This window comes from Cyanobium sp. Maggiore-St4-Cus (assembly GCF_024345615.1).
Taxonomy (GTDB): Bacteria; Cyanobacteriota; Cyanobacteriia; order PCC-6307; family Cyanobiaceae; genus Cyanobium_A; species Cyanobium_A usitatum.
Map to the genome: position 1 here is coordinate 133,957 of NZ_JAGQBL010000005.1, position 24,049 is coordinate 158,005.

A 24,049-nucleotide genomic window follows, 5' to 3' on the forward strand; every position below is an offset into this window, starting at 1 on the left:
GGGCAAGGACAAGGCGCCCCCGCGCAGGGGCCGGGCCGCTCCAGCAGCCGGACCTGGCTCTTACTGGTTGTGATTTTGGCGAGTGGGCTCGCCCTATTGCCCCTGCTCACCCTGGTGAAAGACGTGTTGATCAACAGGGGCGAAAGCAGGCTGGAGCTGGGATTTGACGGGCTCAGACAGGTGCGGGGCACCTTGCTGCTGGTTGCAGGGGAGGGTCTCTTAGGTGCCGTTGTGGGAACTGCCATCGGCTGGCTCACCGCGGTTTGCCGCTTCCCAGGCCGCCGCTGGCTGCGCATCGCCCAACTGGTGCCAATGGCCTTCCCTGCCTACCTGCTGGCCGCCAGCCTGATCGACTGGGGCAGCTACCGGGGCCTGCGCATCCATGGCCTGGGCTGGGCCATCGTGCTGCTCACCCTGGCTAACTACAGCTATGTATTTCTGCTGAGCACCGAGAGCTTCTCTGTTAGTGGCAGGCGGCTACTGGAAGCCAGCCGCAGCCTTGGCGTGGGCCCCTGGAGAAGTTTTTTTCGCGTCGCCCTGCCAATTGCCCTGCCCTCGATCGGCGCCGGCATTGCCCTCAGCGCCATGGAGGTGGTGAACGATCTCGGCGCCGTGCGGCTGCTTGGCGTGCCCAGCCTCTCGGCCGGAATCCTCGATCGCTGGCAGGTGGATGGCGATCCCCAGGGTGCGGCGTTGCTATCACTGGTGGCTCTGGCGATCGTGGCGGTTTTAATCGCCAGCGAACGTCAATTGCGCCAACGCAGTCGGCGCTGGAACCTGGAAGGCGGAACGGGCAGCGCCCATGTTTGGCATTTGGCGGGCTGGCGCGCCGCCCTAGCCCAATTGTTCTGTGTGCTGCCACCCCTTATCGCTGTGGCCATTCCCGCCCTCTGGATTCAGCAGGGCTGGCAAGGGCTGCAGAGCGAATCGTTCGCAGAACTGGGCCAGCTCGCAAGCCGCAGCCTCGGTCTGGCCCTGATTGCCACTGCGGTGACCTGCCTGGGTTCGCTGCTGCTGGCCATCTGCCGGCGCTGGAGCCCCGAGCCGCTGGTGCAACAGCTCAGCTTTATCGCCGGCTTGGGATACGCCATTCCCGGCAGTGTGCTGGCCCTGGGGCTGATCATGCTGGGCGGCCCCCTCGGCTTCAGCCCCGTGCTGCTGTTGCTCTGGGGCTACGGCGACCGCTTCATCGCTGTTTCAAAGCAGGGGCTTGATGCTGCGCTTGAGCGCATACCCCCAAGCATCGACGAAACGGCGACCAGCCTGGGCTGCGACTGGCTGGCGGTATTGCGGCGGATTCACCTGCCCCTGCTGCGGGGGCCACTGCTGGTGGGATCACTGCTGGTGTTTGTAGATGTGGTTAAAGAACTGCCAATCACCCTGGCCCTGCGGCCCTTCGATTTCGACACCCTGGCGGTGCGTGTATTCCAATACGCCAGTGACGAAAGGGTGGGTGCCGCAATGGCACCCGCCGTAATGATCATGGCGTTTGGCTTGCTAGCGGCACTTGCCCTAGTGCCCACCCTGGAGCAGCGCGACTAAATCAGGCAGCAGCCAAAGGGGCGGAATCAACTAGTTCCGGTGCCAGGCGCATGCCGACCTCGCCAATGGGAGCCTCGAGCAGCTGGGCCTGGCGAATCCGTGAAATCAGCCGAGTGGTGGTAACCCGGGTGGTGCCGATCAATTCACCGATGCGTTCATGGGTGAGACGAAACGGCAGATCACACCAGCTACCGCAGCGACGACCGAGTCGGCGCACCAGCAGACCAAACAATGCATGTAGCCGCTGGTCAGCGCTGCCTAAGTGACGGATGCGCAGTAGCTGCAAGGTCCATTCATTGACGGCATCAAAGCCATCGCCCTGTCGGAGCGTGGCGTCACTGCGGAAACTCAAAGGCGTGAGCGCCTCAACGCAGACGCCCTCACTGCAGAGGCGCTCGGTGCACAGCTGATCCCCCGCCTGCAGGAAAGCCAAGGTCATCCCCTCGGTTTCCTCGCAGGGGCAATAAACGCGAGCCACCCCGTCCAGCACCTCAATGCAGCTGCCAGAGGGGAGCAGGGCGGGGTTTAGCAGCACGGTTTGCCCAACCGGCATGCGCACGGCGGCGAGGGAATCGGCTGGCAGAAAGCGAAAACTCATAGCCGCGGCAAGGCTTATTGCGAATGACTCGCAACCTAAACAAGAACGCCGCCTTTTGCAAGCGATTCTCAATAACAACAAGCAATTGCAAGTGAGCCGAGCGCGCGCTCCAGGCCAGCACACTTGCAATTGCGCTTTTTGTCTACTTATTCACCGATGGCATCCCGTAGCGCATGCAAAGTCAGCATTTGTAGCTATGGGCAACAACTTGCGGCCAAAATCCTCGGCCATAGGCATCCTGGAACTGCTTCCCACCGACGTTGGGGATTTTCCCTTCATGTTGAACCGCAACCCCATGTGCAGCCGCATCGGCCTGCTGGCCGCTGCCGCGAGCCTGCTGGCGGCAGCTCCAGCCCTAGCCCAAACAGAAACCCTCTACAAACTCGACACCAAGTGCAGCATCAAAGGCGGTGAACCGCAGGCCTGCGTGGTGGAAGCAGTAAACGAGGGCAATGCAACCCTCTACCGGCACAGCATCGGCAAAAACGTCGAAACGATTCGAATAACCGACAGCCCAGTGCGCATGAGTGTCTGGGTTGACAGCACCAAAACCTGGAAAAACCTCGACTCAGCAGCGGCCCGCTTCTCTACGAACACGATCTGCTTTAACGGGCGTGACCTCTGCGTGATCAACCCCAATTACCTCAACAGTGTTAAGGAAGATCGCCCTGACTCAACGGCAGGCCGCGACCTGATCAAGGTCCAGTTCGGCGCTGATGGCCGCATAGATCTCACCTGCTACGACGACGGCTGCAAGGGGGTGGGCAAATGACCCGTGCTCTGAACACACCGTGGAGCGGCCTCGGACTGGCGCTGGCGGGAGTGTTGGCCCTACCGATCGGCACAGCGTTTGCCTTCGATCGGCCCATGCTGAATAACGCCATGCCGGATAGCGGCACAGCCCAACTGCTTGCCCGCGGAGGTGGTGGTGGATCCCGTGGCGGCGGCGGTGGTGGCATGCGCGCCGGTGGTGGTGGCGGTGGTGGCTCCCGTGGAGGTGGCAGTGGCATGCGCGCCGGTGGCAACAGCGGCTTCAGCAATGCCGGAGCGGGCCTTAACCGCGGTTCAACCAGACCAGCTGGTGGCTGGAGCAACAACGCAAGAGTTGGTGCTGGCGCAGGTGGGGCCGGGGGACCTTCCTTGAACCGACCAGCGGCCGTTAACCGACCGGCGGCAGGCACACGTCAGCTACCAGGTGCTGGCCAGGGAGGTGACCGGATGGCCAACCGCGATGGCAATCGCAACCTCAACCGCGACCTCAACCGCGACGTAAACCGAAACACCAACCGCGATGTAAACCGCGACGTAAACCGGAATGTGAACCGGAACGTAAACCGGAATGTAAATCGCAACTGGAACCGCACTGTTAATATCAATAATGTCAACGTTCGTCCCGGCTGGGCAAGGCCCGGATGGGGAGTAGCGCGGCCCTGGAACTACGGCTGGTACGGCGGCTGGTCCACCCCAACTTGGGGCTGGTGGGGTGCTCGGGCAGCGGCCTGGGGCGTGGCAACTCTCGCCACTGCAGCAGTTATCAACAACGCCGTTGACAATGCTGTTAACAGCAATACCACCTACATCGTGGTACCCAACACAAACTACCAATTGCTATACGGAACGGTTCAACCATCCGGCAGTAATTCAGTTAGTTTTGTAATGCAGGCCAATGGCAGCAACTACCAACTGACTGCCAACTGCAACCAGGGCACAATCAATGGTCAAGAGCCCAGCAACGCCGAAGAAGCCGAACTGCTAAATGCTGCCTGCCAAGTGGCATACGGATCGGTTTAACCGGCTAACAAACCATGGATCTGTCGCCCTAGCAGCGGCAGATCCAATTATTTTGATGGCAAAATGCAACCCATTGTTCCATCTTCCATCTGTTAGCCGAGACGATGAAGCAACTTCTTGGCAATCAAGCCATGCACCGGGCCAGGGTGATACCCATCTTGATAGGCATCACCCTGGTGGGTGGCCTCACAAGTGAGCTGCGCGCCCAGCCGTCTGATCCCGCTGCCTCCAGCAACCAGCCAGCGCAACCCGCCTCCCCTTGGGCGAGCACCATCGAGCTATATGGCTTTGCGCCGATCAGCACTACTGGAACAACTACTGTCTCAAATGGGACAAGAAACTTCAGTGCCGACACCGATCTAAATCTTGGTGATGTTCTTTCAAAACTGAAGTGGGCCACTTCCCTACGCGGCAGCATCGAAAAGGATCGCCTTGGTCTTTTAGTCGATCTGGATTACGTGAAACTTGGGCAATACGAATCAACGACCGGCCGGCGTGGAATCTTCACGGGGAGCGCTGAAGTCACAGCTACTCAGGGTATTTACGACCTTGCCCTGCGCTATCGCTTTGGGGATCGAGAAGCTGCGGTGGGCAAGCCGGGGCAATTCAGCCTAATCCCCTATGCCGGCATACGCATAATCGATGCCCAGTTGGATGTGGCAGCCCAGATTCAAGGCAGTGGAGGTCGAGTCAGTTTCCAACGACAAGGCAACTTTGGACGCACCTGGGTTCAACCTCTTTTGGGAACCCAGGCTACGATTTTCATGTCTCCCCGCTTACGGGCATTTGCCCGCGCTGACATCGGTGGCTTTGGGCTAAGTGGATCAGAAGATCTTTCCGGAAACGCCCAAGTTGGCCTTGGCTATGCAGTGGGAAACAACACAGATCTAAATATTTCCTGGCGGTATGCGGGGATCAACTACAATACTGGCGACATTCCCGATAGTGGCTACAGCAGCTATCGAAATGGCTTTGAAATTGGTCTGAAATTCTTCTTCTAATTCAATGAAACGCCGTTCTAATTTTCTCACAGACTTCAAGGACTTCGTCAACAAAGGTAATGTTGTAGATCTCGCTGTTGCCGTGGTTATCGGTGGAGCTTTTGGCAAAGTAGTCGATGCGGTCGTCAGTCTTGTGATGACCTCACTGCTCGCTCCTGCCCTGAAAGCTGCCAATGTATCCGCTATTAGCGCCTGGCCAGCAGGAGCTGTAATCGTGGCGCTGATCAATTTCATCGTGATCGCCTTCGTGGTGTTCCTGATCGTGCGCGGCATTGAAGCCATGAAGCGTGGCGAACGACCGATCTCCGCTCCCGCTCCCGATCCCCAGGCTCAACTTGCTGCTGCCGCTACCCGCCTGGCAGAAGCTTTAGAGCGTCGCCAGCTCTGAGGGCCTCACCACACAGCGAAAACCCATATGGCCCGTGGAGGTATCAAGCCCCTGGGCCATGCGGGCTGCTGGTCGGTAACGACGGCAATAGCTAGGTGCACATAAATAAGAACCACCCTTAACCACTTTGCGTGGTTGCTCGCCGTGCTGGGAGTGGCTATCGATGCTTGCTTCACGCGCTTTGGCTAGGGCGGCATCGGCGCAACAGGCTCCCGTGCTCTGCTGGTGCTGGCCATACCAGCTATCGGTCCACTCCCACACATTGCCGATCATGTCGACTAACCCATAGCCGTTGGTAGGAAAAGCACCTACAGGGGAGGTGCGCTCGTAGCCATCTAAGCGACTGTTGTGGTGGGGGAAATCACCCTGAAAGGTATTAGCTAGGGGCACCCCACCGGGGTAGAGCTCTTCACCCCAGGCGAACTCAACATTGCACAGGCCGCCCCAAGCAGCCCGCTCCCATTCCTGCTCCGTAGGCAGCTGTTTGCCGCACCAGCTGGCGTAGGCCAAAACGTCGTCCCAGGCGACATGGACCACCGGATGCTGCTCGCGGCGCTTAATCGAGCTGCCCGGCCCCTCCGGATGACGCCAGTTTGCTCCGGCGAGATATTGCCACCAGCGGTAGTGGCTTCCAGGCCCCAGCGGCCCCGGGGGAGGCACAAAAACAATTGATGCCGGCGCCAATCTTTCCTGATTGGCACCGGGATAGTGAGCGGGATTTGCTGGCTGCTCCGCCAGCGTGCGGTAGCCGGTGGCTTTCACAAAGCTCCGAAACTGGGCGTTAGTTACGGGAGTTCGATCGATCCAGAAGCCAGCCACCTCGACGTCATGGGCCGGAGCCTCCTCGGGGTAGTGGTGGTCTGACCCCATCCGGAAGCCGCCCGCCGGTATCCACACCATTCCGGGGAATGGGGGACGACCGGGGGATCGGGCGGTGCCGGCTGACATGGCCGCAGGATCAGGGCCCGCCGACAGTATTCACCATCTTCTCCATCACCTGCTGCAGCGAGAAGCTGGCAGCCTTTTGGCGGGGTGGGTATTCGGCGAAGGTGGCGAGGAACTGGGCCACGTAGGTCTGGGCTGGTACCAGAAGGAAAATGTGATCAAACATCCAGTCCCAATAGGTGTTTGATGTCACATCAGCGCGCTCATAGGGGTCGGTGAGCAGGTTGAAGATCTTGGGTACCCGCAGAGCCGTAAACGGTTCGGCCCAGATCTGGCAAGTGCCCTGGGAGCGCTGCTCCATGAACACAAACTTCCAGTTGTCGTAACGCAGGCCTGTGAGGTCGCCGTCGTCGGAGAAGTAGAAGAACTCAACCCGGGGACTCTTGTCAGCCTGGCCGGTCCAGTAGTCGAGCATGTTGTAACCATCAAGGTGCACCTTGAAGGTCTTATTACCCACCTGATAACCCGCCTTGAGCTTCTCCTTGATGTCAGGCTCACCAGCCGCGGCAAGGATGGTGGGCAGCCAGTCGAGGTGGCTACAGATACCGGAGAAAATCGTTCCTGGAGCGATATGCCCCGGCCAACGCACTAGGGCAGGCACCCGATAAGCCCCTTCCCAATTGGTGTTCTTCTCGCTGCGGAAGGGTGTCATGCCGGCATCGGGCCAGCTGTTCATGTGGGGACCGTTGTCGGTGCCATACATAACGATGGTGTCGTCGGTGACACCCAACTCGTCGAGCAGGTTGAGCATTTCACCAATGCACTCGTCGTGATAGATCATCACGTCGTGATACTCCGACTGCCAGCGACCGCTGCGGCCCACATCCTGGGCACGCGCATAGGTGCGGAAGTGCATGTGGGTGGTGTTGAACCAGACGAAGAAGGGCTCGCCAGAGGCAACGGCATCGCGAATGAAACGCTTTGCCTCAGCCATGAATTCATCATCGGCCGTCTCCATCCGCTTACGGGTTAGGGGGCCGGTGTTTTCAATCCGTTGGCTGCCATCACCATTTGCCCAGCAATGCAAAACACCGCGGGGGCCGAAACGCTCCTTGAAGTTCGGGAAATCCTCAGGCTTGGGATAGTCGCGCAGCTCCGGCTCCTCCTCGGCGTTGAGGTGATAGAGGTTGCCGAAAAACTCGTCAAAACCGTGCATGGTCGGCAGATGCTCATCGCGATCGCCGAAGTGGTTTTTGCCAAACTGGCCGGTGCGATAGCCCTGGGGCTTGAGCAGTTCAGCGATGGTGGGATCTTCCGCTTTAAAGCCAGCTTCGGCGCCAGGGAGCCCCACCTTGCTGAGACCGGTGCGGAAGACGCTCTGACCGGAGATGAAGGCCGCACGACCAGCGGTGCAGCTCTGTTCGGCGTAGTAGTGGATGAAGCGACCACCCTCCTTGGCTACACGGTCAATATTGGGGGTCTGATAGCCCATCAAGCCATCGCTGTAGCAACTCAGATTGCTTTGACCGATGTCGTCACCCCAGAGGATGAGAACGTTGGGTTTTCCGTTTGGCATGGGAAGCAAGAAGACGAATACGCCTGCTTAAAGGATGGATTGCCTACAGCACATCGCTGGAAAGCTATGCACTTCTTCACACCCAAATATTCAGACCAGAATTTATTTGCGCAAATGCAAATATTGGCGCAAAAGCAAAGAATCAATGCTAGGAGCGAATCTGCCAGATGGATTGCAATCCAACATATTTCAGGACTGAAGACTGCGCTGCCATCTCAGAAATGGAATCGATAGCAGCACAGTTATCAATAGATATACCAGAATTCCAAGTTTGACGGCTGGCATTTCCGGGGCATAAATGCCAGCCAGCAACAACGCAAGACCTGGATTACGCATTGATGTTACTAATGCCAGGGTGACCCCCAGACAGGGATCTCGGTTAGCGAGGCCATAGCCCAAAGCCAGGCTGATCAACACCAGAGCCGCCATAACCGGCAGGGCAATCAGATTGGCGCCCACATAGGTAACCAAAAGCGGCGCCGTTTTCCAGAGCACCACCAACACGAGCAGCAGCAGCAGCCCATTAGCGAGGCGATCGAGGGGATTCTCTAGTCGGCTTGCCAAGCTGGGCGCAAAGCGCCTCACTAACAAGCCCAGCAACAGGGGGAGCAGCTGAACCAGAGCCACCTGCGCGGCTACATGGTGCGACTGGACCTGCCAACCCTCAACTCCAAAGATGCGGGTGAAGCCGCTTGCCAGCAGGGGAATGGTGATGATCGCCGCCAGTGCTGCGGCCACTTGGAGCAGGGCTGCCAGGATCCGATCCCCCCCCTGCTTGCCTGCCTTGCGCATCAGCAGGGGGGCACTAGGGCAAACAGCCATCAGGGCGATAGAAAATCGAGCCGGCTGGGAGAGGGCCATGGTGGGCGGCAGCAACAGCAACAGCGCAGCTGCCACCGGCACGAGCAGGCAGGTGCCGACTAGGCCACGCAGCAGCAGACCCCGATGCTGCTGCCAGCGACCTAAGCCATCGAGGGGCAAGCCCACCCCAAGGGCAAACATGATCGCGAACAGGGTGGCAGTAACCAACAGGGGCGGGGATTGAGCCATCGGAGCAAGGCGCGGAACAGCAGATCAAAAAGAGAAAGCGGGCTAGGGCCTAGCTGCCGGCGCGGGCAGCAATCAGCCCCAGTGCCAGCACACCGATCAAAGTGAGCATCACAGCTGTAGCGGCAGCTATTTGGGGCTTGTCTCGGTAGACGTAGTCGTCTTGATGGAGACGGCGCAGCTCTTTGCGGTATTGGACCGTGGCTCCCGCCATGGCGAGAATGCCTGTGATCGTGAAGGCCGCCGCTACTAGCTGCACTCCCCACTCCACCTGGGCACCTTGGCCACCTGCGGCACGATCAATTGCTCCCACGATCTTGTCTAAGCCGAAGCCAAAGCTGATCAGCGAGAGACAGGTGCGGATCCAGGCCATGAGGGTGCGTTCGGCAGCATCACGGTTGCGTTGCTTCGCAAGTTCGTTGGTGAGATTCATCGGCGCCCCTCCGGGCTCAGGGATCGATGGGATGCTTCAGCCTCCAAATCACGGGCCAAGAACACATTGAGCAAGGTGCGGATCACGGCCACCACGCCCAATTGCACCAGATGGGCACCGGTGGGGGAAGTGGAGGTGGCAACGATGTCTGCCCCGAGCTGAAACTCCAGGGCCATCGCCAACCAGCTGCCGAAGGTGAGCCTCACCGCCTGAAAAGCACTGGGGCCGCGCCGCCGGACACGCCAGCCCTGCCAGGCTTGGCGCAGGGTGATCAACAAACCGAGCAGCACCGTGCCCAGGGAGAGGGCCTCAAGCACGCTGCGCAGGGCCATGGCCAGGGTTGCCAGTCCCTGATCAAAAACAACCAACAAGCTGGGCTCGGAGCTAGGCATCGAAGGCAGCTGGCAAGGAGCGGGATTGGTGAGAAAGCAAGTGAGCCAACCAGCCAGGCACCCTGAGAGAAACCAAAAGGATCGTGGGTGAGGAGCTCAGTCGACTGGAAAAGGTGCGGGCCAGATCCAGCCTGGAGTAGCCAAAGGCCATGGTCACAACCACGGCATAAATACTGATGAGATGCCCCAGGAGCATGGCATGATCAATTGATAAACGGACTCACTAAACGCCAAGAATAAACTAAACGTAAACGGCGGGACCCCAACCACAAGCTGTTTTCAATTCATGACGGATCTGCCCTTTTGAAGTCCGCTCAAGGGTTCACCAACCCATTTACCAACAATTGGCAAACGCTACTTGGAGTTCCTTCTATAACTGACGCCGGAAGCTGCGGCGCACAAGTAAATCAAATGAGCGCGACGGCATATTTGCTGAACGTGGTGAAGATCATTCCTTTGTCCATAGCCATCTTGGACAGGCTAGTATCTTTCAATTAATAGCGGCCGACCAGGAGTGAACCCAATGATCTCATTATTATTTATAGCTGGCTTGATGGCCGCCTTTTCTTGTCCCGCCACTGCTGATCAACTCGAAATAAAAGAAGCTGATCAAACCTCAAGCGATAGGAGGCGTAACCTTTACGTAACTGCTGGTGCAGGCGCAAATTGGCCAATTGACCGTGTAGGCACAGGAGATGCTGGATCATTCACAGAGTTTTCCAACCCTGGCTTTTCCACTGAAATCGGACTTGGGTACAACTTTAAACCACTGAGACTAGAGCTTACCTACGCACTTGATGCAACCAACTTGCGAGGCTACGATAGCGTAAGTGGTCAATATTTTAAGTACACCCAGGGGGGTGAAACACGCAAAAATTCTGCGTTTGCAAGTTTATACTGGGACCTGTTACCAAACAAACGCTTGTCTCCCTACGTCGGTGCAGGCATTGGTCTATCCGTTCTGAATGTAGACACATTCTCCGAGCCTGGATACCAATATGATGGATACTCAAGATCATTACTTGGCTATCAAGCCAAGCTAGGCATCTCTTACGCAATGAACCCAAGGTCAAAGGCCTTCATAGAGGCTGTCTATCGTGGCACAAGCGGCTACAACACCTTTGATGGATATAATGACTGGAGCAATCCAAGTTTTTCGAGCTGGGGTACTCAGCTTGGCCTAAGGATTGGCTTGTAGCGCCTTACCTACCAAGCCAAAACTGAGCTAGTTGCATTACATGAATTTTGTCATAGGCAAACCTGGGTCGAGTCTATTTGCAGCCAAGTTCCACATGCCGCATGCATCCAGCCTTGGCAGCAGGGCGAAACCAAAGACGCCGCTTTAATATACAAATTGACTTTGATTATTCATTCCCGGGGTCCCAGGAAAATGGCGAATTTCTATTGCTATGCAAAAAGATAAGAATTCCTTCTGGATGTTTTTGTTAAATATCCGACTCTCAAAAACTGTACACATTTCCAAGTCCCCTATTCGCCTATCGCGGGCCCTGGTTCTCCCCTTGCTAGTACTCAGCATGGGTTAGTCGTGCTGAGTGGGGGAGCTCTCAGGTGACCTCGGGGCCTGACGTAGTGATCAAACCAGTCTCGAGCAGACCCAATAAAGGCTGGCTTTCCGAGTCCAAAAGCCATTGACGGCTGCAATCAATTACTACAACTGGGTCAACATCCAGCCAGCATCAATTGATAAACACCTTAAATAAACGCCAAGCCCAAACCGACCGACCCCAAGGGCTAACCAGCCGACCAAGAAGTAGTTTCAAATCATTACTGATCTGTCCCTTGGCGACACCTGCGAACGCTTGTCTAAGCGTTTACTAATGGTTAACAAACGGACCAGTAGAAGGGCATGCCATAACTGGTGCCTGGAGCACAGAAGCACAGGTAAAGCTAAGGAGCGCTGACGCATTTGCAAAACGCTGCGCTTAGGGGTTGCCTTTAGATGTATGCGGGAACTACTCCGTCGCCGCACAGCTGGGGCAGAGGGCCCGGACGTTAAGCACGCACTCAAGCAAGCGGAAGCCATAGGCGCCCGCGGCCTGCTCGCCAGCCTGGAGCACCGCTGAATTTTCAAATTCCTCAGTGCGGCCGCAACGCACACACACCAGATGGTGATGGTCGCGGTGGGCGTCACTGGCCAACTCAAAGCGGCGACCACCCTCGGGCAGCTCCAGCTCCTGCAGCAGCCCCATGGAGCTCAGCAGCCGCAAGGTGCGATACACGGTGGCGAGCGACACCCGCTCCTCGCTGCGCAGCAGGCGCTGGTGCACCTCTTCAGCGCCGAGGTGGCTGCCTTCACCAATGCGCTCAAACAGGGCCAACACCCGCTGGCGCTGGGGCGTCAGCCTCTGGCCGCGATCGTGCAGGCTGGAGCGCAGGCCATCTCCACCGGCGGGAAGGGTTGCAGCGGGGGGCTGGGCTCCAGGGCTGAGTCGGGCGGTCACAGCGTGATCCCAGTCTTCTCAACAATAGATGCAGTTGCGAAGAGGTGCCAAATCTGATCCTGACGCCCCACAAGGAATGACAGGTCGCAAGGGCTCGACAACACTGCAGGGAGTCGGCATCCCTGCCATGACCCTCTCCCATCCGCGCCTGCTCGGTGGAGCACTGGCCGCACCCGCCAACCCGACCCGGGCCTCCCTTCAAGGAGTCACCTTCACAGTGAGCAGCAAGGGGGAGGGCTCGGTGCGCCAACTCACCATCGCCACCAGCGGCACCCCCCAGGCCATTGCCCCGATTCGGCAGGAGATTCTCGGCAGCGTCAGCGGTGTGGAGGTGGCCGATCTCGATGCCAACGGACTGCCCGAGGTGTACGTGTTCATCACCAGTGCCGGCAGCGGCAGCTACGGCTCGGTGGAGGGTTGGGCCCTGAACAAGGGGCGGCGCTCACTCTCCACGATTCATATGCCGGAGCTCAGCGGCCAGGCCGCCCAGGGCTACCAGGGCCACGATGAATTCGCGGTGGTGGAGCTCACCCTGGCTCGCCGATTCCCGATCTACCGCCCCGGCGATAGCAATGCCAAGCCCACTGGGGGCACCCGGCAGATCAGCTACAAGCTCGTGCCGGGAGAGGCGAGCTGGCAACTCAAGCCCGTGCGGGTCGACACCTACTGAGATGTCCTGCCGAGGGTGGAAGCTGGCGACAGGGATGTTACGCGCCATCCTGCTGGGCCTGGTGCTCCTGCAGCCCCTGGGGGCCAACGCCAGGGGCGACAAGCTGCAGGAGGCCATCGCCGCCTTTGAGCAGCGGGGGTTCGTGATCCGCCGGGAGCATCCCCGCTGCACCGAGCCCCAGCTCTTTGGGTTGTACGTGCGCGGCCGGCGAGAGGTGGTGGTCTGCCCCAGGGGTAACCAACTGGAAACCCTGCTGCACGAGGGCTGGCATGCGGTGCAGTCGCTGTGCCTGGGCGGCAGCCTGCTGCCAGGCAGCGATGCCCTGCTGCACCAACTGGGGCGGCGGGATCGCCGCGAGCTACAGCTGCTCTATCGCCCCGACCAATGGCCGAGGGAGGCGGAGGCGCGCCTGATGGCCCGCGAACCCCTGGATCGGTACCTGCAGACCCTGGATCGCTCCTGCACGGCCGCAGTGCCCGAGGCGCCGAAGGCAAACTGAACCCATCTCCCCAGGTCGCGAGCTGCCATGCCCACCCAAGCCGCCGTCCAGGCCTATTACGGCCAGGAGCTCACCGGCACGGCCGACCTAAAGACCAGCGCCTGCTGCGATGCCGACGCGGTGCCGGCTTGGCTGCGGCCGCTGCTGGCCCGGATCCACCCCGATGTGCTGGCGCGCTACTACGGCTGCGGCCTGGTGTGCCCGCCCCTGCTGGAGGGCTGCCGCATCCTCGATCTGGGCTGCGGCACGGGCCGGGACGTCTACGCCCTGGCCCAGCTGGTGGGGCCCAGCGGCTCGGTGGTGGGAGTCGACATGACGGCGGAGCAGCTAGCGGTGGCCCGCGAGCACCTGGCCTTCCATGCCGAGCAGTTCGGCTACGCCAACGTGTCGTTTCTGGAGGGCACGATCGAAGCCCTCGAGGCCCTGCCCCTGGAGCCCGGCAGTTTCGATGTGGTGGTGAGCAACTGCGTTCTCAACCTCTCCACCGACAAGGCGGCGGTGCTGCAGGGGGTGAAACGACTGCTCAAGCCAGGCGGAGAGATGTATTTCTCCGATGTGTACGTCGATCGGCGCCTACCTGAAGCGGTTCGGCGCGATCCGGTGCTCTACGGCGAATGCCTGGGCGGAGCGCTCTACTGGAACGACTTCCTGCGCCTCGCCAAGGGCGCCGGCTTCCCCGACCCGCGGCTGGTGAGCGACCGCGAGTTCCGGATCACCGAGCCTGCCCTGGCGCCGCTGGTGGGCGAGGCCCACTTCTATGCCGCCACCTACCGCCTGTTCCACATCGCCGAGCTGGAAGATGCCTGCGAAGACCATGGCCAGGCCGTGATTTACCTCGGCACGATCCCCCACCACCCCCACCGCTTCGACCTCGATGGCCACCACGCCATCGAAACCGGGCGGGTGTTTCCGGTGTGCGGCAACACCTTCCGCATGCTGCAGAACACGCGGTTTGCCCCCCATTTCTCCTTCATCGGCGACTTCAGCCGCCACTACGGCCTCTTCCCAGGCTGCGGCAGCAGCCTGCCCTTCACGGGCGTCGCCGCAACCAAAGAAACCACAGGCGTGGTGGACTCAGGAAGCTGCTGCTGACGCCTCGTCCTCCCAGAACAGGTGATCCACCGAGCTGAGCCGATGGGGCCGGCACACGTTGAACTGCTGCCGCACCTCCGATAACGGCAAGGGGGCCAGGGCGAAATGGTCCACCAGGGAGAAATCGGCGCTGCAGGCACTGCCACGCTTGAGTTCTGAAGCCAGCAGATAGGCCGCCGAAGGGCTGTCCAGGCTGGAGTGATCGGGCGCCAGGGTGGGATTGGCGCTCACAAAGCCCGCTTCGTGGGTCACCAAAGATGCCAGTAGGGCACTCTCATTGATGGGGTTGTCCTGCATCGCCCACTGAAAAGCGCTGAGGGCGATCTCGCCGGCACTGGTCGCCGCAATCCCCGCAATCACGTGGGTCATGTCGTGGGCCAGGTAGAGGTGATTGAGGGCGCAGGCATCCCGCCCGGGCAGGGGGAAACCGAAGCGGTCGTAATAAACGAGCAACGCCCGACCCAGGCTGGCCTCCGGGAGCTGGGCGAAGCCCTCAATCCGCGCCACCAGCGCCGGTTCTGGCTGGTCACCAGAAGCCAGCGGATCCGCCAGACCGGGCTCACTCCGCAAGGGCAGGAAGGTCGTGAAGATCCTGCCCACATCCGCCGCCGCCTGGTCGACCCCCTGGCGCAACCAATCACGGCTCACCTCCAGGACCGCGCTGCTCACCCCCAACGCCTCGGCATAGGCCCAGCCCAGCGCGAGCTGAGCATCCGTCTGCGGATGTCGGCAAAACTCGAGGGTCATCTGCAGCAGATGGGCCACCCGCCGCGTCGGCAGATCATTCAGCGCTGCCGCCAGTTCTTCGGGAGCGATCGGCTCCAGCGCTGAAACGCGCAGGTCTGGGCGCTCCCAAAGGTGGTTGAGCAGTGCCTGCAGTAGACGCCGCTGCTCCACGGTCGGGCCGCCGCTGCAGGAGATAGATCCCAGCAGGCCCCGGGCCACCGGCTCTACCAAAGATCCATCCAGCAGCAAGCCCATCTCCCTAGGCCGACAACTGGGACTGCCGCTGCCCATCCAGCCTGGCCGTAAGCGCCGCCAGCAGATCGGCGATGGTCACAACCAGCCGGTAGCTGATCGCAATCGCCAGCAGCGGCGCCTCGGGGATGGCGAAGCCGAGGCGCAGCAGCAGCACCGACTCGAACACGCCCAGGCCTCCGGGGGCGCCGGGCACCACCAGCCCAGAGGTCCAGGCCAGGGCGAAGCCCGCCAGCCAGCCGCCCCAGCTGAGGCTGTAGGAGAGGTCGAAGGCGTGCACGCAGCAGGCAAAGCCGCCAAAGCGCAGCAGCACAAATCCAAACTGCACCAGCAGCGGCGGCCAGGGATAGGAGCGAATCGGCGCAGTGGCGGCCGCCTCGATGTCCATGCCCAGCGCCGAGACCTTGCGGCGCTCCAGGCGACTGAGCAGGGGGTTGAGCCAACTGGGCCAGAGCAAGGCCAAGGGCAACAACCCCAACAAAGCCAGGCCGTGTTGCCAGCCGCCCGCAGACATCAGCGCCAGGGCCGCCACCGCCGCCACCAAGGGGTCCAGCAGCACCGCCACCAGGGCCAGAGCGCCCGGGGCCGGGGCCGCCAAGGGGGCCTCAGCGCTGCGCAACAGCTGCACGCGACTGCTGAGGTGCCAGATGCCACCGGGCAGGAATTTGCGCAGGTTGGTATCGAGGTAGGCCCTCACCAGTTCGCCCCAGCGGGGGCGCAGCCCGAGCCAGCGCAACACCACGCCGAAGGCCAGGCCGTTGGCCACCAGGCTCAGCAAACTCACGCCCACCCCGAGCAGCAACCACAGCCAGCCCTGGCGATCGAGGCTGAGCTGCAGCAGCTGGCGCCCGTGGCCCACTAGGGCCGCCAGCAGGAAACCAAAACTCAGCAGGCTGATCCACAGCTTCAGGCCGCCGGGCAGGGGCGGCAAGCCCTCCCACCAGGCGGCCAAACGAGTCAGGCATCGGCGGCAGCGCTGAAGCAGGGCGTGGGCAAAAGGCGGCATGCTTAGGGCTGGTTGGCTTAGGGCTGGCTGGGCTAGGGCTGGATCGGCAGAGTGGCATCGGGCTGGGCTTCGAGGGCCTGCTGAACAACCAAGCGCACCTGATCGATCCCCAGTGTGTGCTGGCGCGCAAGAGCTGCCAGGTCGTCGTGTTCTGGCTTAGTGCGCCAACGACCATCGGGCAGCTGGGCCTGCTTCAGCCGCACGGGCCCCAAGCGAGTGGCCAGCTCCAGGCTGCGGCGCGGCAGCACCCAGCGGGTCTGGTGCTGTTCGCGCAAGCCCAGGGTGCTGCTGTGCCGCCACCAAACCCGGCGCAACCTCTCGGCCTGCTCCGGCGCCACCAGGGCCGTAAGCAGCTGGGCGGTGCGTCCTTTCTTCATGGCGATCGGCTGGCTGAACACCTCCAAAGCCCCGGCCTGGCGCAGTTCCTCAGCCAGAAAAGCCAGGTCCTCCGCCGTGGCGTCGTCGATCTGGGCCTGCTGCACCAGCACGGTTTCGAGATGGGCCGGATCGGAGCCGCCGCCATCGGCCAGGGTGAGTCGCAGCAGGTTGGGGCGATCCAGGCTGCGCGAGCCCAGCCCCACGCCAACCCGCTTAGGCACGTGGGTGGGGGCATGGCCAAAGCGCGTTGCCCAGCAGGCCGCTAAAGCCAGACCCGTGGGGGTGGTGAGTTCGCCGGGGGGAAAGCCTTCGGCTGAAGCCAGGGGAATCGCCCGCAAGCGGGCCAGCTCCAATACGGCAGGCGCCGGCAGGGGCAGGGTGCCGTGGGCCGTGGCCACCAGGCCATGACCCGCCGGCGGCGGGCTGCACACCAGCTGCTCCACCCCGAAGTGCAGCAGCCCGGCGCACACCCCCACCACATCCACCAAGGCATCAAGGGCGCCCACCTCGTGGAAGTGCACCTGCTCGGGGCTGTGGCCATGCACCGCCGCCTCCGCCGCCGCCAGCAGGCCAAACACCTCCAGCACCCGCTGCCGCAATGGTGCCGGCCAAGAAGCCGCTTGCAACTGGCCGCGCAGATCGCCCCAGCGCCGATGGGAAGGCTGGCGCTCCAGGCTCAGCACCTCCAAATGCATACCGCGCAGGCCGCCGCTGCGGCGCTCTTCCAGCTCCAAGCGGTAGGTGCCGGCTAGGCCGAGGGCGGCCAGGGGGCTATCGATCTCCGCCTGCGGTAGCCCCAGATCCAGCAGGGCTGCCAAAATCATGTTGCCGGCTAAGCCCGTGGGCGCGTCCAGCAGCGCCAGCACCGCCTCAGGCCTCCCCGGCCAGGGGGCGTCCCAGCCTTGGCGCCAGGGCCAGCAGGGCATCGGCCTCGCTCTGCAATTGCTGCTCGCTGGCGCGCAACTGGGCCTCCACCTCGCGGCGGGCCCGGCGCTGTTCCCTTTGGGCGGTATCAACGTCTTGGCCGGACAGGCCCCAGATCCGCCCCAGCAGGGCCCGGTCGTCGTTGCCGCCCACGCTCTGGCCGTAGATCAGCTGCTCGGCCACCATGCCCGCCTGCAGCACCCGACTCCAGCGCCGCAGCTCCTCGGCCGGCAACTTGGCATGGGCCGGCGGCTCGAGTTCGGTGCTGCCGCTGGTGTTGAGGCCGGCCCGCAGGCAGGCAAGGGAACCCACCAGCACCTGGCGCACCGCCATCTCCTCCTGACGCGCCACCAACAGGTGACCCGCCTCATGAATCGCAATCCGCCGCAGGCGGGCGCGGCCCCCTGGCAGGGCTTCGGCCAGCACATGGCCGCCGCGGCCACCGAAGCGGGCCGCATCCAAGGTGAGGCCGCCCAAGCCCAGGCCCGCTATCAGGGTCACAATCCAGGGCGATAGGCCCAGGGCGGGGCCAAGAATCGCCGCCAGGCTGATCAAGCCCACGGCCAGGCCAGCCGCCAGGGGTTGGGTCATGGCCGGCGCGGGCCGCCCTGAGCAGCCGCCGCCGGCCGTGCCTTGCCGCCCTTACCGCCCTTGCTTGCGGCACCATCGCGGCGCCCCTTGCCGCCCCGGTTACCCCGCTGGGCCACCGGGCCGATCACTTCAAAGCTCTCCAGCTGCAGCTGCTGGGCCTGGCGGCGCAGGTTGAGCGCCACGAAGTGGCGCAAATGCTCGAGGGGCACATCACCCTTCAGCTGCAGCTTGAAGGGCACGGGCCGGCTGCCATCCGGGCGGGGCATCACCCGCACCTTCACCACCAAATCGCCGGTTTCAGGGCGGGTGTAAATCAATTCACCGCGGACCGAAAAGTAGTCGTCCCCCTCGGGCAAGGCGTCTTCTGGGCTATCCGCAGCAGGACTCTCGGCAGCAGGGGATTCAGCTTCCTCGGCCGCGGCCAGGGTGCTGGGCTCCCACACACCCACCATCTGCAGGTGCAACCCCTCCTCCTCCCTCGAGCGGGGGTAAACCACCCAGAGATGGGGCTCTTCGAGGTTGAGGTGGCGGCGCATCAAAGTGAGCAGACGGCCCAGCACCACGGCCTCCAGCTCGGTGCCATCAGCCGTGCGAATCACCCCCCGGGTGAGCTGCTCGGCATCGGTGGGTACATAAACACCACGCACCACGCCAATGGCCCGGTATTGCGTGGGTTCGGTTACCGGAGAAATCGGGTGTTGGCGCATGGGCTGAACTTTAAGTGCCCCAAGGGCAAAGGCAGAAAGGGCAGACTGGCAGCCCACCGCAGGCCGCTTGCCAATGCCCGCCGCTCCCAACCGTTCCGGGATCTGGACTGGGCTCGCCATTGCGGGGGCAGGAGCGCTGTGCATCGCCGCTGGCTGGTGGCTGGGACAACTGCAGGCCGGTTCGGCTGGATCCGATCCCTCCCGCACGGCCCTGGAGCGTCAGGCCTCCTCCCTGCAGCAGCGGCTCAACCAGGGCGAGGCCAGCCAGGCCGAACAGCAGCGGCTGCTGGAGCTACTGGTAGCTCTGGATCGCAAAGCGGAGGCCACAGAGCTGCTGGAGCGCCTGGCCGACCAGCAACCCCAGCAGTGGTCGCTGCGGCTGCTGCTGGCCGAGCTGCGCCGCGACCAACAGGACCGCAGCGGCGCTGAGCGGGAGGTGCGCCAACTGCTCAACCTGCGGCCCGACCAGATCGAGGGCCTGCAGCTGATGGCCCTGCTGCAACTGGAAATGGGGCGTGGAGCCCTCGCCCAGAGCCAGCTGGAGGCGGCGCTGCAAAGGGCTAGCAAACCCCAACTGAAGCCGGAGGCCCTGCCGATCGGTCTGCTGCTTGCCAACCTGCTGCAGAAGCGAGGTCAGCCGGGCCAGGCCGAGTCTCTGCTGCTCAAATTGGCCGCAGAATTCCCCACCGACCAACGCCCCCTGCTGGCGCGGGCGATGCTGCAGCAGGAGCGCGGCGACATCAAAGGCGCCCAGGAGTCGCTGGCGTTAGCGCGCTCCCGTAAACCTGGCCCCAGCGACCCGCGCCTGGATCAGGTTGCCGCCGCCTGGGGTTTGGCGCCGCTCAGGGACCCTTCACCGTTACCGCCGGGGAAGCCGACGCCGGCGCTGCAGGCGGAGAGTGGAAATCCCTGAGGGCCGCGTCCACCGCATCGCCAGGAGTGGTGGCGTCATCCATGGAGGTGGCCTTGCGCAGCTTGTTCATCAAGTCGATTGGGTTGGCGGAATCGAGCGCCGAACCACCTCGATTAGTTCCGGTGCCGTAATCGAGCTCCCGCTCCTGCTGGGGGCTGCTGATCGTTTGGCCATAGCCCTTTTCCTGGGCCCTGGCCGCTCCAACTCCAGCTACCGAAGCGACTCCAAGTACCGAAGCAAGAGCCGCGGCCAAAGCAACCGATGCGCCGAAGTAGCCCAGGGCCTTGCTTCCCAGTGCTCTGGCAGAACGGGTGCTGGACAGCGGTGAACTATCAGCGGCCATGGGTTAAGCACTCCGATACTCTCCGAGCCCCATCCTAGGTGCGTTCCCCAGGGTGGGTTTCGGCCGCCTCCCTGCTGACCCCCTACCTATGAAGATCGCCACCTGGAACGTCAACTCGGTGCGCACCCGCCTCGACCAGGTGCTCGCCTGGCTGCAACAGGAACGCCCAGATGTGCTGTGCCTGCAGGAAACCAAGGTGACCGATGAGCTGTTTCCGCGTGAGGCCTTTGAGGCCTTGGGCTATGCGGTGGCGATCAGCGGCCAGAAGGCCTACAACGGCGTCGCCATCCTCAGCCTGCTACCCCTCGAGGACGTGCAGATCGGCTTTGAGGCCCTGCTGCCCGCCGAGCAAGAAGCCGCCGATCTCAGCGAGCAGAAACGGGTGATCAGCGCCCTGATCGACGGCATCCGGGTGCTGAATCTCTACGTACCCAACGGCAGCTCGCTCAAGAGCGAAAAGTACGCCTACAAGCTTGAGTGGTTGGCCTGCCTGCGGCGCTACCTGGAGGAGCAGGAGCGCCAGGGAGATCCCCTCTGCATGGTGGGCGACTTCAACATCGGCCCCGAGGCCCGCGACATCCACGATCCGGAGCGACTCAGCGGCGGCATCATGGCCAGCGCGGCGGAGCGCTCAGCCCTGCAGCAGCTGCTGGGCGAGCGGCTCACAGACGTGTTTCGGGTGTTCGAGCCAGAGGCCGGGCACTGGAGCTGGTGGGACTACCGCACCGGCGCCTGGGACCGGGACCGGGGCTGGCGTATCGACCACATCTACCTCTGCGAACAACTGCTCGCCAGCGCCACCGGCTGCGTGATCCACAAGGCCACCCGGGGCAATGAGCAGCCCAGTGACCACGCCCCGGTGGTGGTGAATCTGGTGTGGCCGCCTGAAGCCGACAACTGGGACTAAGAACTGGAGCTGAGCCCGGTTAAAACACCACCGCTTCATCGGGCAGCGCCTGGCCCTGGGCCTGCAGCACCGCCACCCTGCGGGCCGATTCGCCGCAACTACTGGGAGTGGGGAAGATCTTGCCGGGATTAGCAAGATTCAGCGGATCGAAGGCCCGGCGCACCAGCTGCATCGTGGCCAGGTCATCGGGGCCGTACATCCAGTCGAGGTAGCAGCGCTTATCGCTACCCACGCCGTGCTCGCCGCTGATGCTGCCCCCCTCATCCACACACAGCCGCAGAATGTCGGCGCCCAGGGCCTTCACCCGCTCCTCGATGCCGGGCTCCTGGGCCGAATAAAGGATCAAGGGGTGCAGGTTGCCGTCGCCGGCATGAAAAACATTGGCCACCGGCAAGCCGTAGCTGGCGCTGAGCTGCTCAATCGCCGCCAGCACCCGGGGCAGGGCACTGCGGGGCACTACGCCGTCCTGGAGGTAGTAGCTGGGGAAGCGGCGACCCAAGGCTGATACGGCCGATTTGCGCCCTTTCCACAGCAGGGCGCGCTCCTGGGCATCGGTGGCCTGGCGCACGGTGCGGGCGCCCGCCTGGGAGCAGAGCTTGGTGGCGAGCTGCACCGCCGCGGCCACCTCCCCCTCCTGACCATCCAGCTCGATCAACAGCAGCGCCGCCGCATCGCGGGGGTATTCATCAACGCCGAAGTAGTCGTTCACCGCCTCGATCGTGAGGCGATCCATCATTTCCATGCCAGCAGGCAGCAAGCCGGCAGCAGTCACCAGACGCACCGCCTCGCCGGCCGCTTCCATGCTGGTGAAGTCAGCCAGCAGCACGGCCACGCTCTGGGGCGCCCGCAGCAACCTCAAGGTGATCGCTGTAGCGATACCCAAAGTGCCCTCACTGCCTATGAAGGCGCCCCGCAGATCGAGTTCGGGGGTTTCGTCGAGCTCGCTGCCCAGGCAGGTGACGCTGCCATCGGGCAAAACCACCTCTAGCCCCAGCACGTGGTTGCTGGTCACGCCGTATTTGAGGCAGTGCACACCACCGGAATTTTCGGCCACGTTGCCGCCGATGCTGCAGGCCACCTGGCTGGAGGGGTCTGGGGCGTAATAAAAGCCATCGCCGGCCACCGCCCGCGTCACCCAGCTGTTGATCACACCGGGCTGCACGGTGATGCGCTGGTTTTCCAGATCTATGGCCAGCACCTGGCGCATGCGGCTGGTGGCGATCACCAGGGACTCGATCTCGGCTACGGCGCCGCCGGAGAGGCCCGTGCCACTACCCCGGGCCACAAACGGCACCCCCTGCTGATGGCAGAGCTTTACCGCTGCAGCCACCTGGGCCGTCGTCTCAGGCAGCACCACTAGGGGCGGCTGGTGCCGGCTCAAGGTGAGGCCATCGCAGTCGTAGGCCAGCAGCTCCTGGCGCGCCGACACCACGGCGCGGGTTGGCAGGAACTGGCGTAACTGCCGCTCCATCTCTGGCCAATTGATGCCCAGATGACCCATCGCAAGAGGCTCAATTTACCGAGCAAGCACCAGGGGTCTGTTTTGGGTCAGGATGGGTGACGGTTTTGTCCCTCTGCGGGTTCCGCTTTGACCTCGGCTGCCACCTCCGCTCCGGCCTCGGGTTCTGCCCACAACACCAGCCGCTCCCAGGAGCTCTTCAATGCTGCCCAGAGCTTGATGCCAGGTGGCGTCAGCTCTCCGGTGCGGGCGTTTAAATCGGTCGGCGGCCAGCCGATCGTCTTCGATCGGGTCAAGGGCTCCTACGCCTGGGACGTAGACGGCAACCGCTACATCGACTACATCGGCAGCTGGGGGCCGGCCATCTGCGGCCATGCCCACCCCGAGGTGATCGCCGCCCTGCATGAGGCCCTCGACAAGGGAACCAGCTTCGGCGCCCCCTGCGCCCTGGAAAACACCCTCGCCGAGATGGTGATCGCCGCGGTGCCATCGGTGGAAATGGTGCGCTTCGTCAACAGCGGCACCGAGGCCTGCATGTCGGTGCTGCGCCTGATGCGCGCCTTCACCGGCCGCGAAAAGATCATCAAGTTCGAGGGCTGCTATCACGGCCACGCCGACATGTTTTTGGTGAAGGCCGGCTCCGGGGTGGCCACCCTGGGGCTGCCCGATTCCCCTGGCGTGCCGCGCAGCACCGCCGCCAGCACCCTCACCGCCCCCTACAACGATCTGGAAGCTGTCAAGCAGCTCTTCGCCGAGAACCCCGGTGAAATCGCCGGCTTGATTCTTGAGCCTGTGGTGGGCAATGCGGGCTTCATCACCCCCGAGCCTGGCTTCCTCGAGGGCATCCGCGAGCTCACCAAGGAGAACGGCGCCCTGCTCGTATTCGACGAGGTGATGACCGGCTTCCGCATCAGCTACGGCGGCGCCCAGGCCAAATTCGGCATTACCCCCGACCTCACCACCATGGGCAAGGTGATCGGTGGCGGCCTGCCCGTGGGGGCCTACGGCGGCAGAGCCGACATCATGGCGATGGTGGCCCCAGCCGGCCCCATGTATCAAGCCGGCACCCTCAGCGGCAATCCACTGGCGATGACCGCCGGCATCAAGACCCTGCAGCTGCTGCAGCAGCCCGGCACCTACGAGCGCCTAGAGGTGATCACCAAGCGGCTGGTCGCCGGCATCCTTGATGCTGCCCGCAGCGCCGGTCTGCCTATCTGCGGCGGCTCGATCAGCGCCATGTTTGGTTTCTTCCTCTGCGATGGCCCGGTGCGCAACTTCGAAGATGCCAAGGCGGCTGACACCGTGCGTTTCGGCAAACTGCATCGCGCCATGCTCGAGCGCGGTGTCTACCTGGCCCCAAGCGCCTTCGAGGCGGGCTTCACCTCCCTGGCCCACTCAGACGCTGACATCGATGCCACCATCGCGGCCTTCCGCGAATGCTTCACGGCAGTGGCTTGACCCTGGCTC

26 protein-coding genes are annotated in these 24,049 nt (G+C 62.6%); 12 read left to right on the forward strand and 14 right to left on the reverse strand.

Annotation, left to right across the window (positions count from 1 at the left end):
- Positions 1–96 precede the first annotated feature (96 nt).
- Positions 97–1,542, forward strand: coding sequence for an ABC transporter permease (locus tag KBY99_RS06390; protein WP_254998079.1), 1,446 nt, complete (start codon positions 97–99; stop codon positions 1,540–1,542).
- 1 nt (position 1,543) lies between these two features.
- Here the strand turns inward: KBY99_RS06390 and KBY99_RS06395 are convergent, their stop codons facing one another.
- Positions 1,544–2,140 carry a Crp/Fnr family transcriptional regulator gene (locus KBY99_RS06395; RefSeq protein WP_254942519.1) on the reverse strand — a complete coding sequence of 199 codons (597 nt, stop codon included), beginning with the start codon at positions 2,138–2,140 and terminating at the stop codon, positions 1,544–1,546.
- A 208-nt stretch (positions 2,141–2,348) separates the two neighbouring features.
- Here KBY99_RS06395 and KBY99_RS06400 point away from each other — a divergent pair, with 208 nt between their 5' ends.
- The 4 genes from KBY99_RS06400 (at position 2,349) to mscL (ending at position 5,320) form a co-directional block, all read left to right on the forward strand.
- Positions 2,349–2,912: a hypothetical protein gene (locus KBY99_RS06400; protein ID WP_254998080.1), complete on the forward strand. Its 564-nt coding sequence runs from the start codon at positions 2,349–2,351 to the stop codon at positions 2,910–2,912.
- Positions 2,909–3,931 (forward strand): hypothetical protein, encoded by a 1,023-nt coding sequence (locus KBY99_RS06405; RefSeq protein ID WP_254998081.1) that lies wholly within the window; start codon positions 2,909–2,911, stop codon positions 3,929–3,931. Before KBY99_RS06400 ends, KBY99_RS06405 begins: the two co-directional genes overlap by 4 nt.
- A gap of 158 nt (positions 3,932–4,089) precedes the next feature.
- Entirely contained in the window at positions 4,090–4,932 is an 843-nt protein-coding gene (locus tag KBY99_RS06410) for a hypothetical protein (protein WP_254998082.1), read from the forward strand.
- 4 nt (positions 4,933–4,936) lie between these two features.
- Positions 4,937–5,320, forward strand: coding sequence for a large conductance mechanosensitive channel protein MscL (mscL, locus tag KBY99_RS06415; protein WP_254998083.1), 384 nt, complete (start codon positions 4,937–4,939; stop codon positions 5,318–5,320).
- On the opposite strand, the gene KBY99_RS06420 is transcribed toward mscL, so the two are convergent.
- The 5 genes from KBY99_RS06420 to KBY99_RS06440 form a co-directional block, all read right to left on the reverse strand.
- Complete coding sequence (locus tag KBY99_RS06420; protein WP_254998084.1) at positions 5,300–6,268, reverse strand: formylglycine-generating enzyme family protein; 969 nt, start codon at positions 6,266–6,268, stop codon at positions 5,300–5,302. The genes mscL and KBY99_RS06420 overlap by 21 nt on opposite strands.
- Before the next feature lie 10 nt (positions 6,269–6,278).
- Positions 6,279–7,781 (reverse strand): arylsulfatase, encoded by a 1,503-nt coding sequence (locus KBY99_RS06425; RefSeq protein ID WP_254998085.1) that lies wholly within the window; start codon positions 7,779–7,781, stop codon positions 6,279–6,281.
- A 189-nt stretch (positions 7,782–7,970) separates the two neighbouring features.
- Complete coding sequence (locus KBY99_RS06430) at positions 7,971–8,831, reverse strand: bile acid:sodium symporter (RefSeq protein WP_254998087.1); 861 nt, start codon at positions 8,829–8,831, stop codon at positions 7,971–7,973.
- Between the two features lie 49 nt (positions 8,832–8,880).
- Complete coding sequence (locus tag KBY99_RS06435) at positions 8,881–9,261, reverse strand: YidH family protein (protein ID WP_254959647.1); 381 nt, start codon at positions 9,259–9,261, stop codon at positions 8,881–8,883.
- Positions 9,258–9,653 carry a DUF1622 domain-containing protein gene (locus KBY99_RS06440; protein ID WP_254998089.1) on the reverse strand — a complete coding sequence of 132 codons (396 nt, stop codon included), beginning with the start codon at positions 9,651–9,653 and terminating at the stop codon, positions 9,258–9,260. The genes KBY99_RS06435 and KBY99_RS06440 overlap by 4 nt, the downstream gene beginning before the upstream one ends.
- 523 nt (positions 9,654–10,176) lie before the next feature.
- On the opposite strand from KBY99_RS06440, the gene KBY99_RS06445 reads away from it, so the two are divergent.
- The gene (locus KBY99_RS06445) at positions 10,177–10,851 is read left to right on the forward strand and encodes an outer membrane protein (RefSeq protein WP_254998183.1); all 675 of its coding nucleotides are present in this window, start codon (positions 10,177–10,179) and stop codon (positions 10,849–10,851) included.
- Positions 10,852–11,626: 775 nt separating this feature from the next.
- Here the strand turns inward: KBY99_RS06445 and KBY99_RS06450 are convergent.
- Positions 11,627–12,115 carry a Fur family transcriptional regulator gene (locus KBY99_RS06450; protein WP_409996538.1) on the reverse strand — a complete coding sequence of 163 codons (489 nt, stop codon included), beginning with the start codon at positions 12,113–12,115 and terminating at the stop codon, positions 11,627–11,629.
- A 76-nt stretch (positions 12,116–12,191) separates the two neighbouring features.
- On the opposite strand from KBY99_RS06450, the gene KBY99_RS06455 reads away from it, so the two are divergent.
- From KBY99_RS06455 to KBY99_RS06465, 3 genes are read left to right on the forward strand one after another with little or no spacing between them, the layout of a single operon-like run.
- Positions 12,192–12,785: a hypothetical protein gene (locus KBY99_RS06455; RefSeq protein WP_254998090.1), complete on the forward strand. Its 594-nt coding sequence runs from the start codon at positions 12,192–12,194 to the stop codon at positions 12,783–12,785.
- Positions 12,786–12,819: 34 nt separating this feature from the next.
- Positions 12,820–13,284 (forward strand): hypothetical protein, encoded by a 465-nt coding sequence (locus KBY99_RS06460; protein WP_254998093.1) that lies wholly within the window; start codon positions 12,820–12,822, stop codon positions 13,282–13,284.
- Positions 13,285–13,311: 27 nt separating this feature from the next.
- A complete protein-coding gene (locus tag KBY99_RS06465; protein WP_254998095.1) occupies positions 13,312–14,376 on the forward strand; it encodes a methyltransferase domain-containing protein in 1,065 nt (354 codons plus the stop codon).
- Here the strand turns inward: KBY99_RS06465 and KBY99_RS06470 are convergent.
- Genes KBY99_RS06470 through KBY99_RS06490 form a run of 5 tightly spaced genes read right to left on the reverse strand, consistent with a single transcriptional unit; the run spans position 14,359 to position 18,960 of the window.
- Positions 14,359–15,357 carry a hypothetical protein gene (locus KBY99_RS06470; protein ID WP_254993122.1) on the reverse strand — a complete coding sequence of 333 codons (999 nt, stop codon included), beginning with the start codon at positions 15,355–15,357 and terminating at the stop codon, positions 14,359–14,361. The genes KBY99_RS06465 and KBY99_RS06470 overlap by 18 nt on opposite strands.
- A gap of 4 nt (positions 15,358–15,361) precedes the next feature.
- A complete protein-coding gene (locus KBY99_RS06475) occupies positions 15,362–16,360 on the reverse strand; it encodes a lysylphosphatidylglycerol synthase domain-containing protein (protein ID WP_254998097.1) in 999 nt (332 codons plus the stop codon).
- A 32-nt stretch (positions 16,361–16,392) separates the two neighbouring features.
- Positions 16,393–17,664 carry a nickel pincer cofactor biosynthesis protein LarC gene (larC, locus tag KBY99_RS06480; protein WP_261352314.1) on the reverse strand — a complete coding sequence of 424 codons (1,272 nt, stop codon included), beginning with the start codon at positions 17,662–17,664 and terminating at the stop codon, positions 16,393–16,395.
- Positions 17,609–18,253: a hypothetical protein gene (locus KBY99_RS06485; protein ID WP_254998098.1), complete on the reverse strand. Its 645-nt coding sequence runs from the start codon at positions 18,251–18,253 to the stop codon at positions 17,609–17,611. The genes larC and KBY99_RS06485 overlap by 56 nt, the downstream gene beginning before the upstream one ends.
- The gene (locus KBY99_RS06490) at positions 18,250–18,960 is read right to left on the reverse strand and encodes a hypothetical protein (protein WP_254998101.1); all 711 of its coding nucleotides are present in this window, start codon (positions 18,958–18,960) and stop codon (positions 18,250–18,252) included. The genes KBY99_RS06485 and KBY99_RS06490 overlap by 4 nt, the downstream gene beginning before the upstream one ends.
- A 73-nt stretch (positions 18,961–19,033) precedes the next feature.
- Here KBY99_RS06490 and KBY99_RS06495 point away from each other — a divergent pair, with 73 nt between their 5' ends.
- Positions 19,034–19,873, forward strand: a complete 840-nt coding sequence (locus tag KBY99_RS06495; RefSeq protein WP_254998103.1) for a hypothetical protein — start codon at positions 19,034–19,036, stop codon at positions 19,871–19,873.
- Here KBY99_RS06495 and KBY99_RS06500 read toward each other — a convergent pair.
- Positions 19,803–20,216: a hypothetical protein gene (locus KBY99_RS06500; protein ID WP_254998106.1), complete on the reverse strand. Its 414-nt coding sequence runs from the start codon at positions 20,214–20,216 to the stop codon at positions 19,803–19,805. The genes KBY99_RS06495 and KBY99_RS06500 overlap by 71 nt on opposite strands.
- Positions 20,217–20,304: 88 nt before the next feature.
- Between KBY99_RS06500 and xth the strand changes: the two genes are divergently transcribed.
- Entirely contained in the window at positions 20,305–21,123 is an 819-nt protein-coding gene (gene xth, locus KBY99_RS06505) for an exodeoxyribonuclease III (RefSeq protein ID WP_254998107.1), read from the forward strand.
- A 19-nt stretch (positions 21,124–21,142) separates the two neighbouring features.
- Here xth and KBY99_RS06510 read toward each other — a convergent pair whose 3' ends face one another.
- Positions 21,143–22,624, reverse strand: a complete 1,482-nt coding sequence (locus tag KBY99_RS06510; protein WP_254998108.1) for an FAD-linked oxidase C-terminal domain-containing protein — start codon at positions 22,622–22,624, stop codon at positions 21,143–21,145.
- A 177-nt stretch (positions 22,625–22,801) separates the two neighbouring features.
- On the opposite strand from KBY99_RS06510, the gene hemL reads away from it, so the two are divergent.
- Complete coding sequence (gene hemL / locus KBY99_RS06515; protein WP_254998187.1) at positions 22,802–24,040, forward strand: glutamate-1-semialdehyde 2,1-aminomutase; 1,239 nt, start codon at positions 22,802–22,804, stop codon at positions 24,038–24,040.
- The last annotated feature ends 9 nt before the right edge of the window (positions 24,041–24,049 follow it).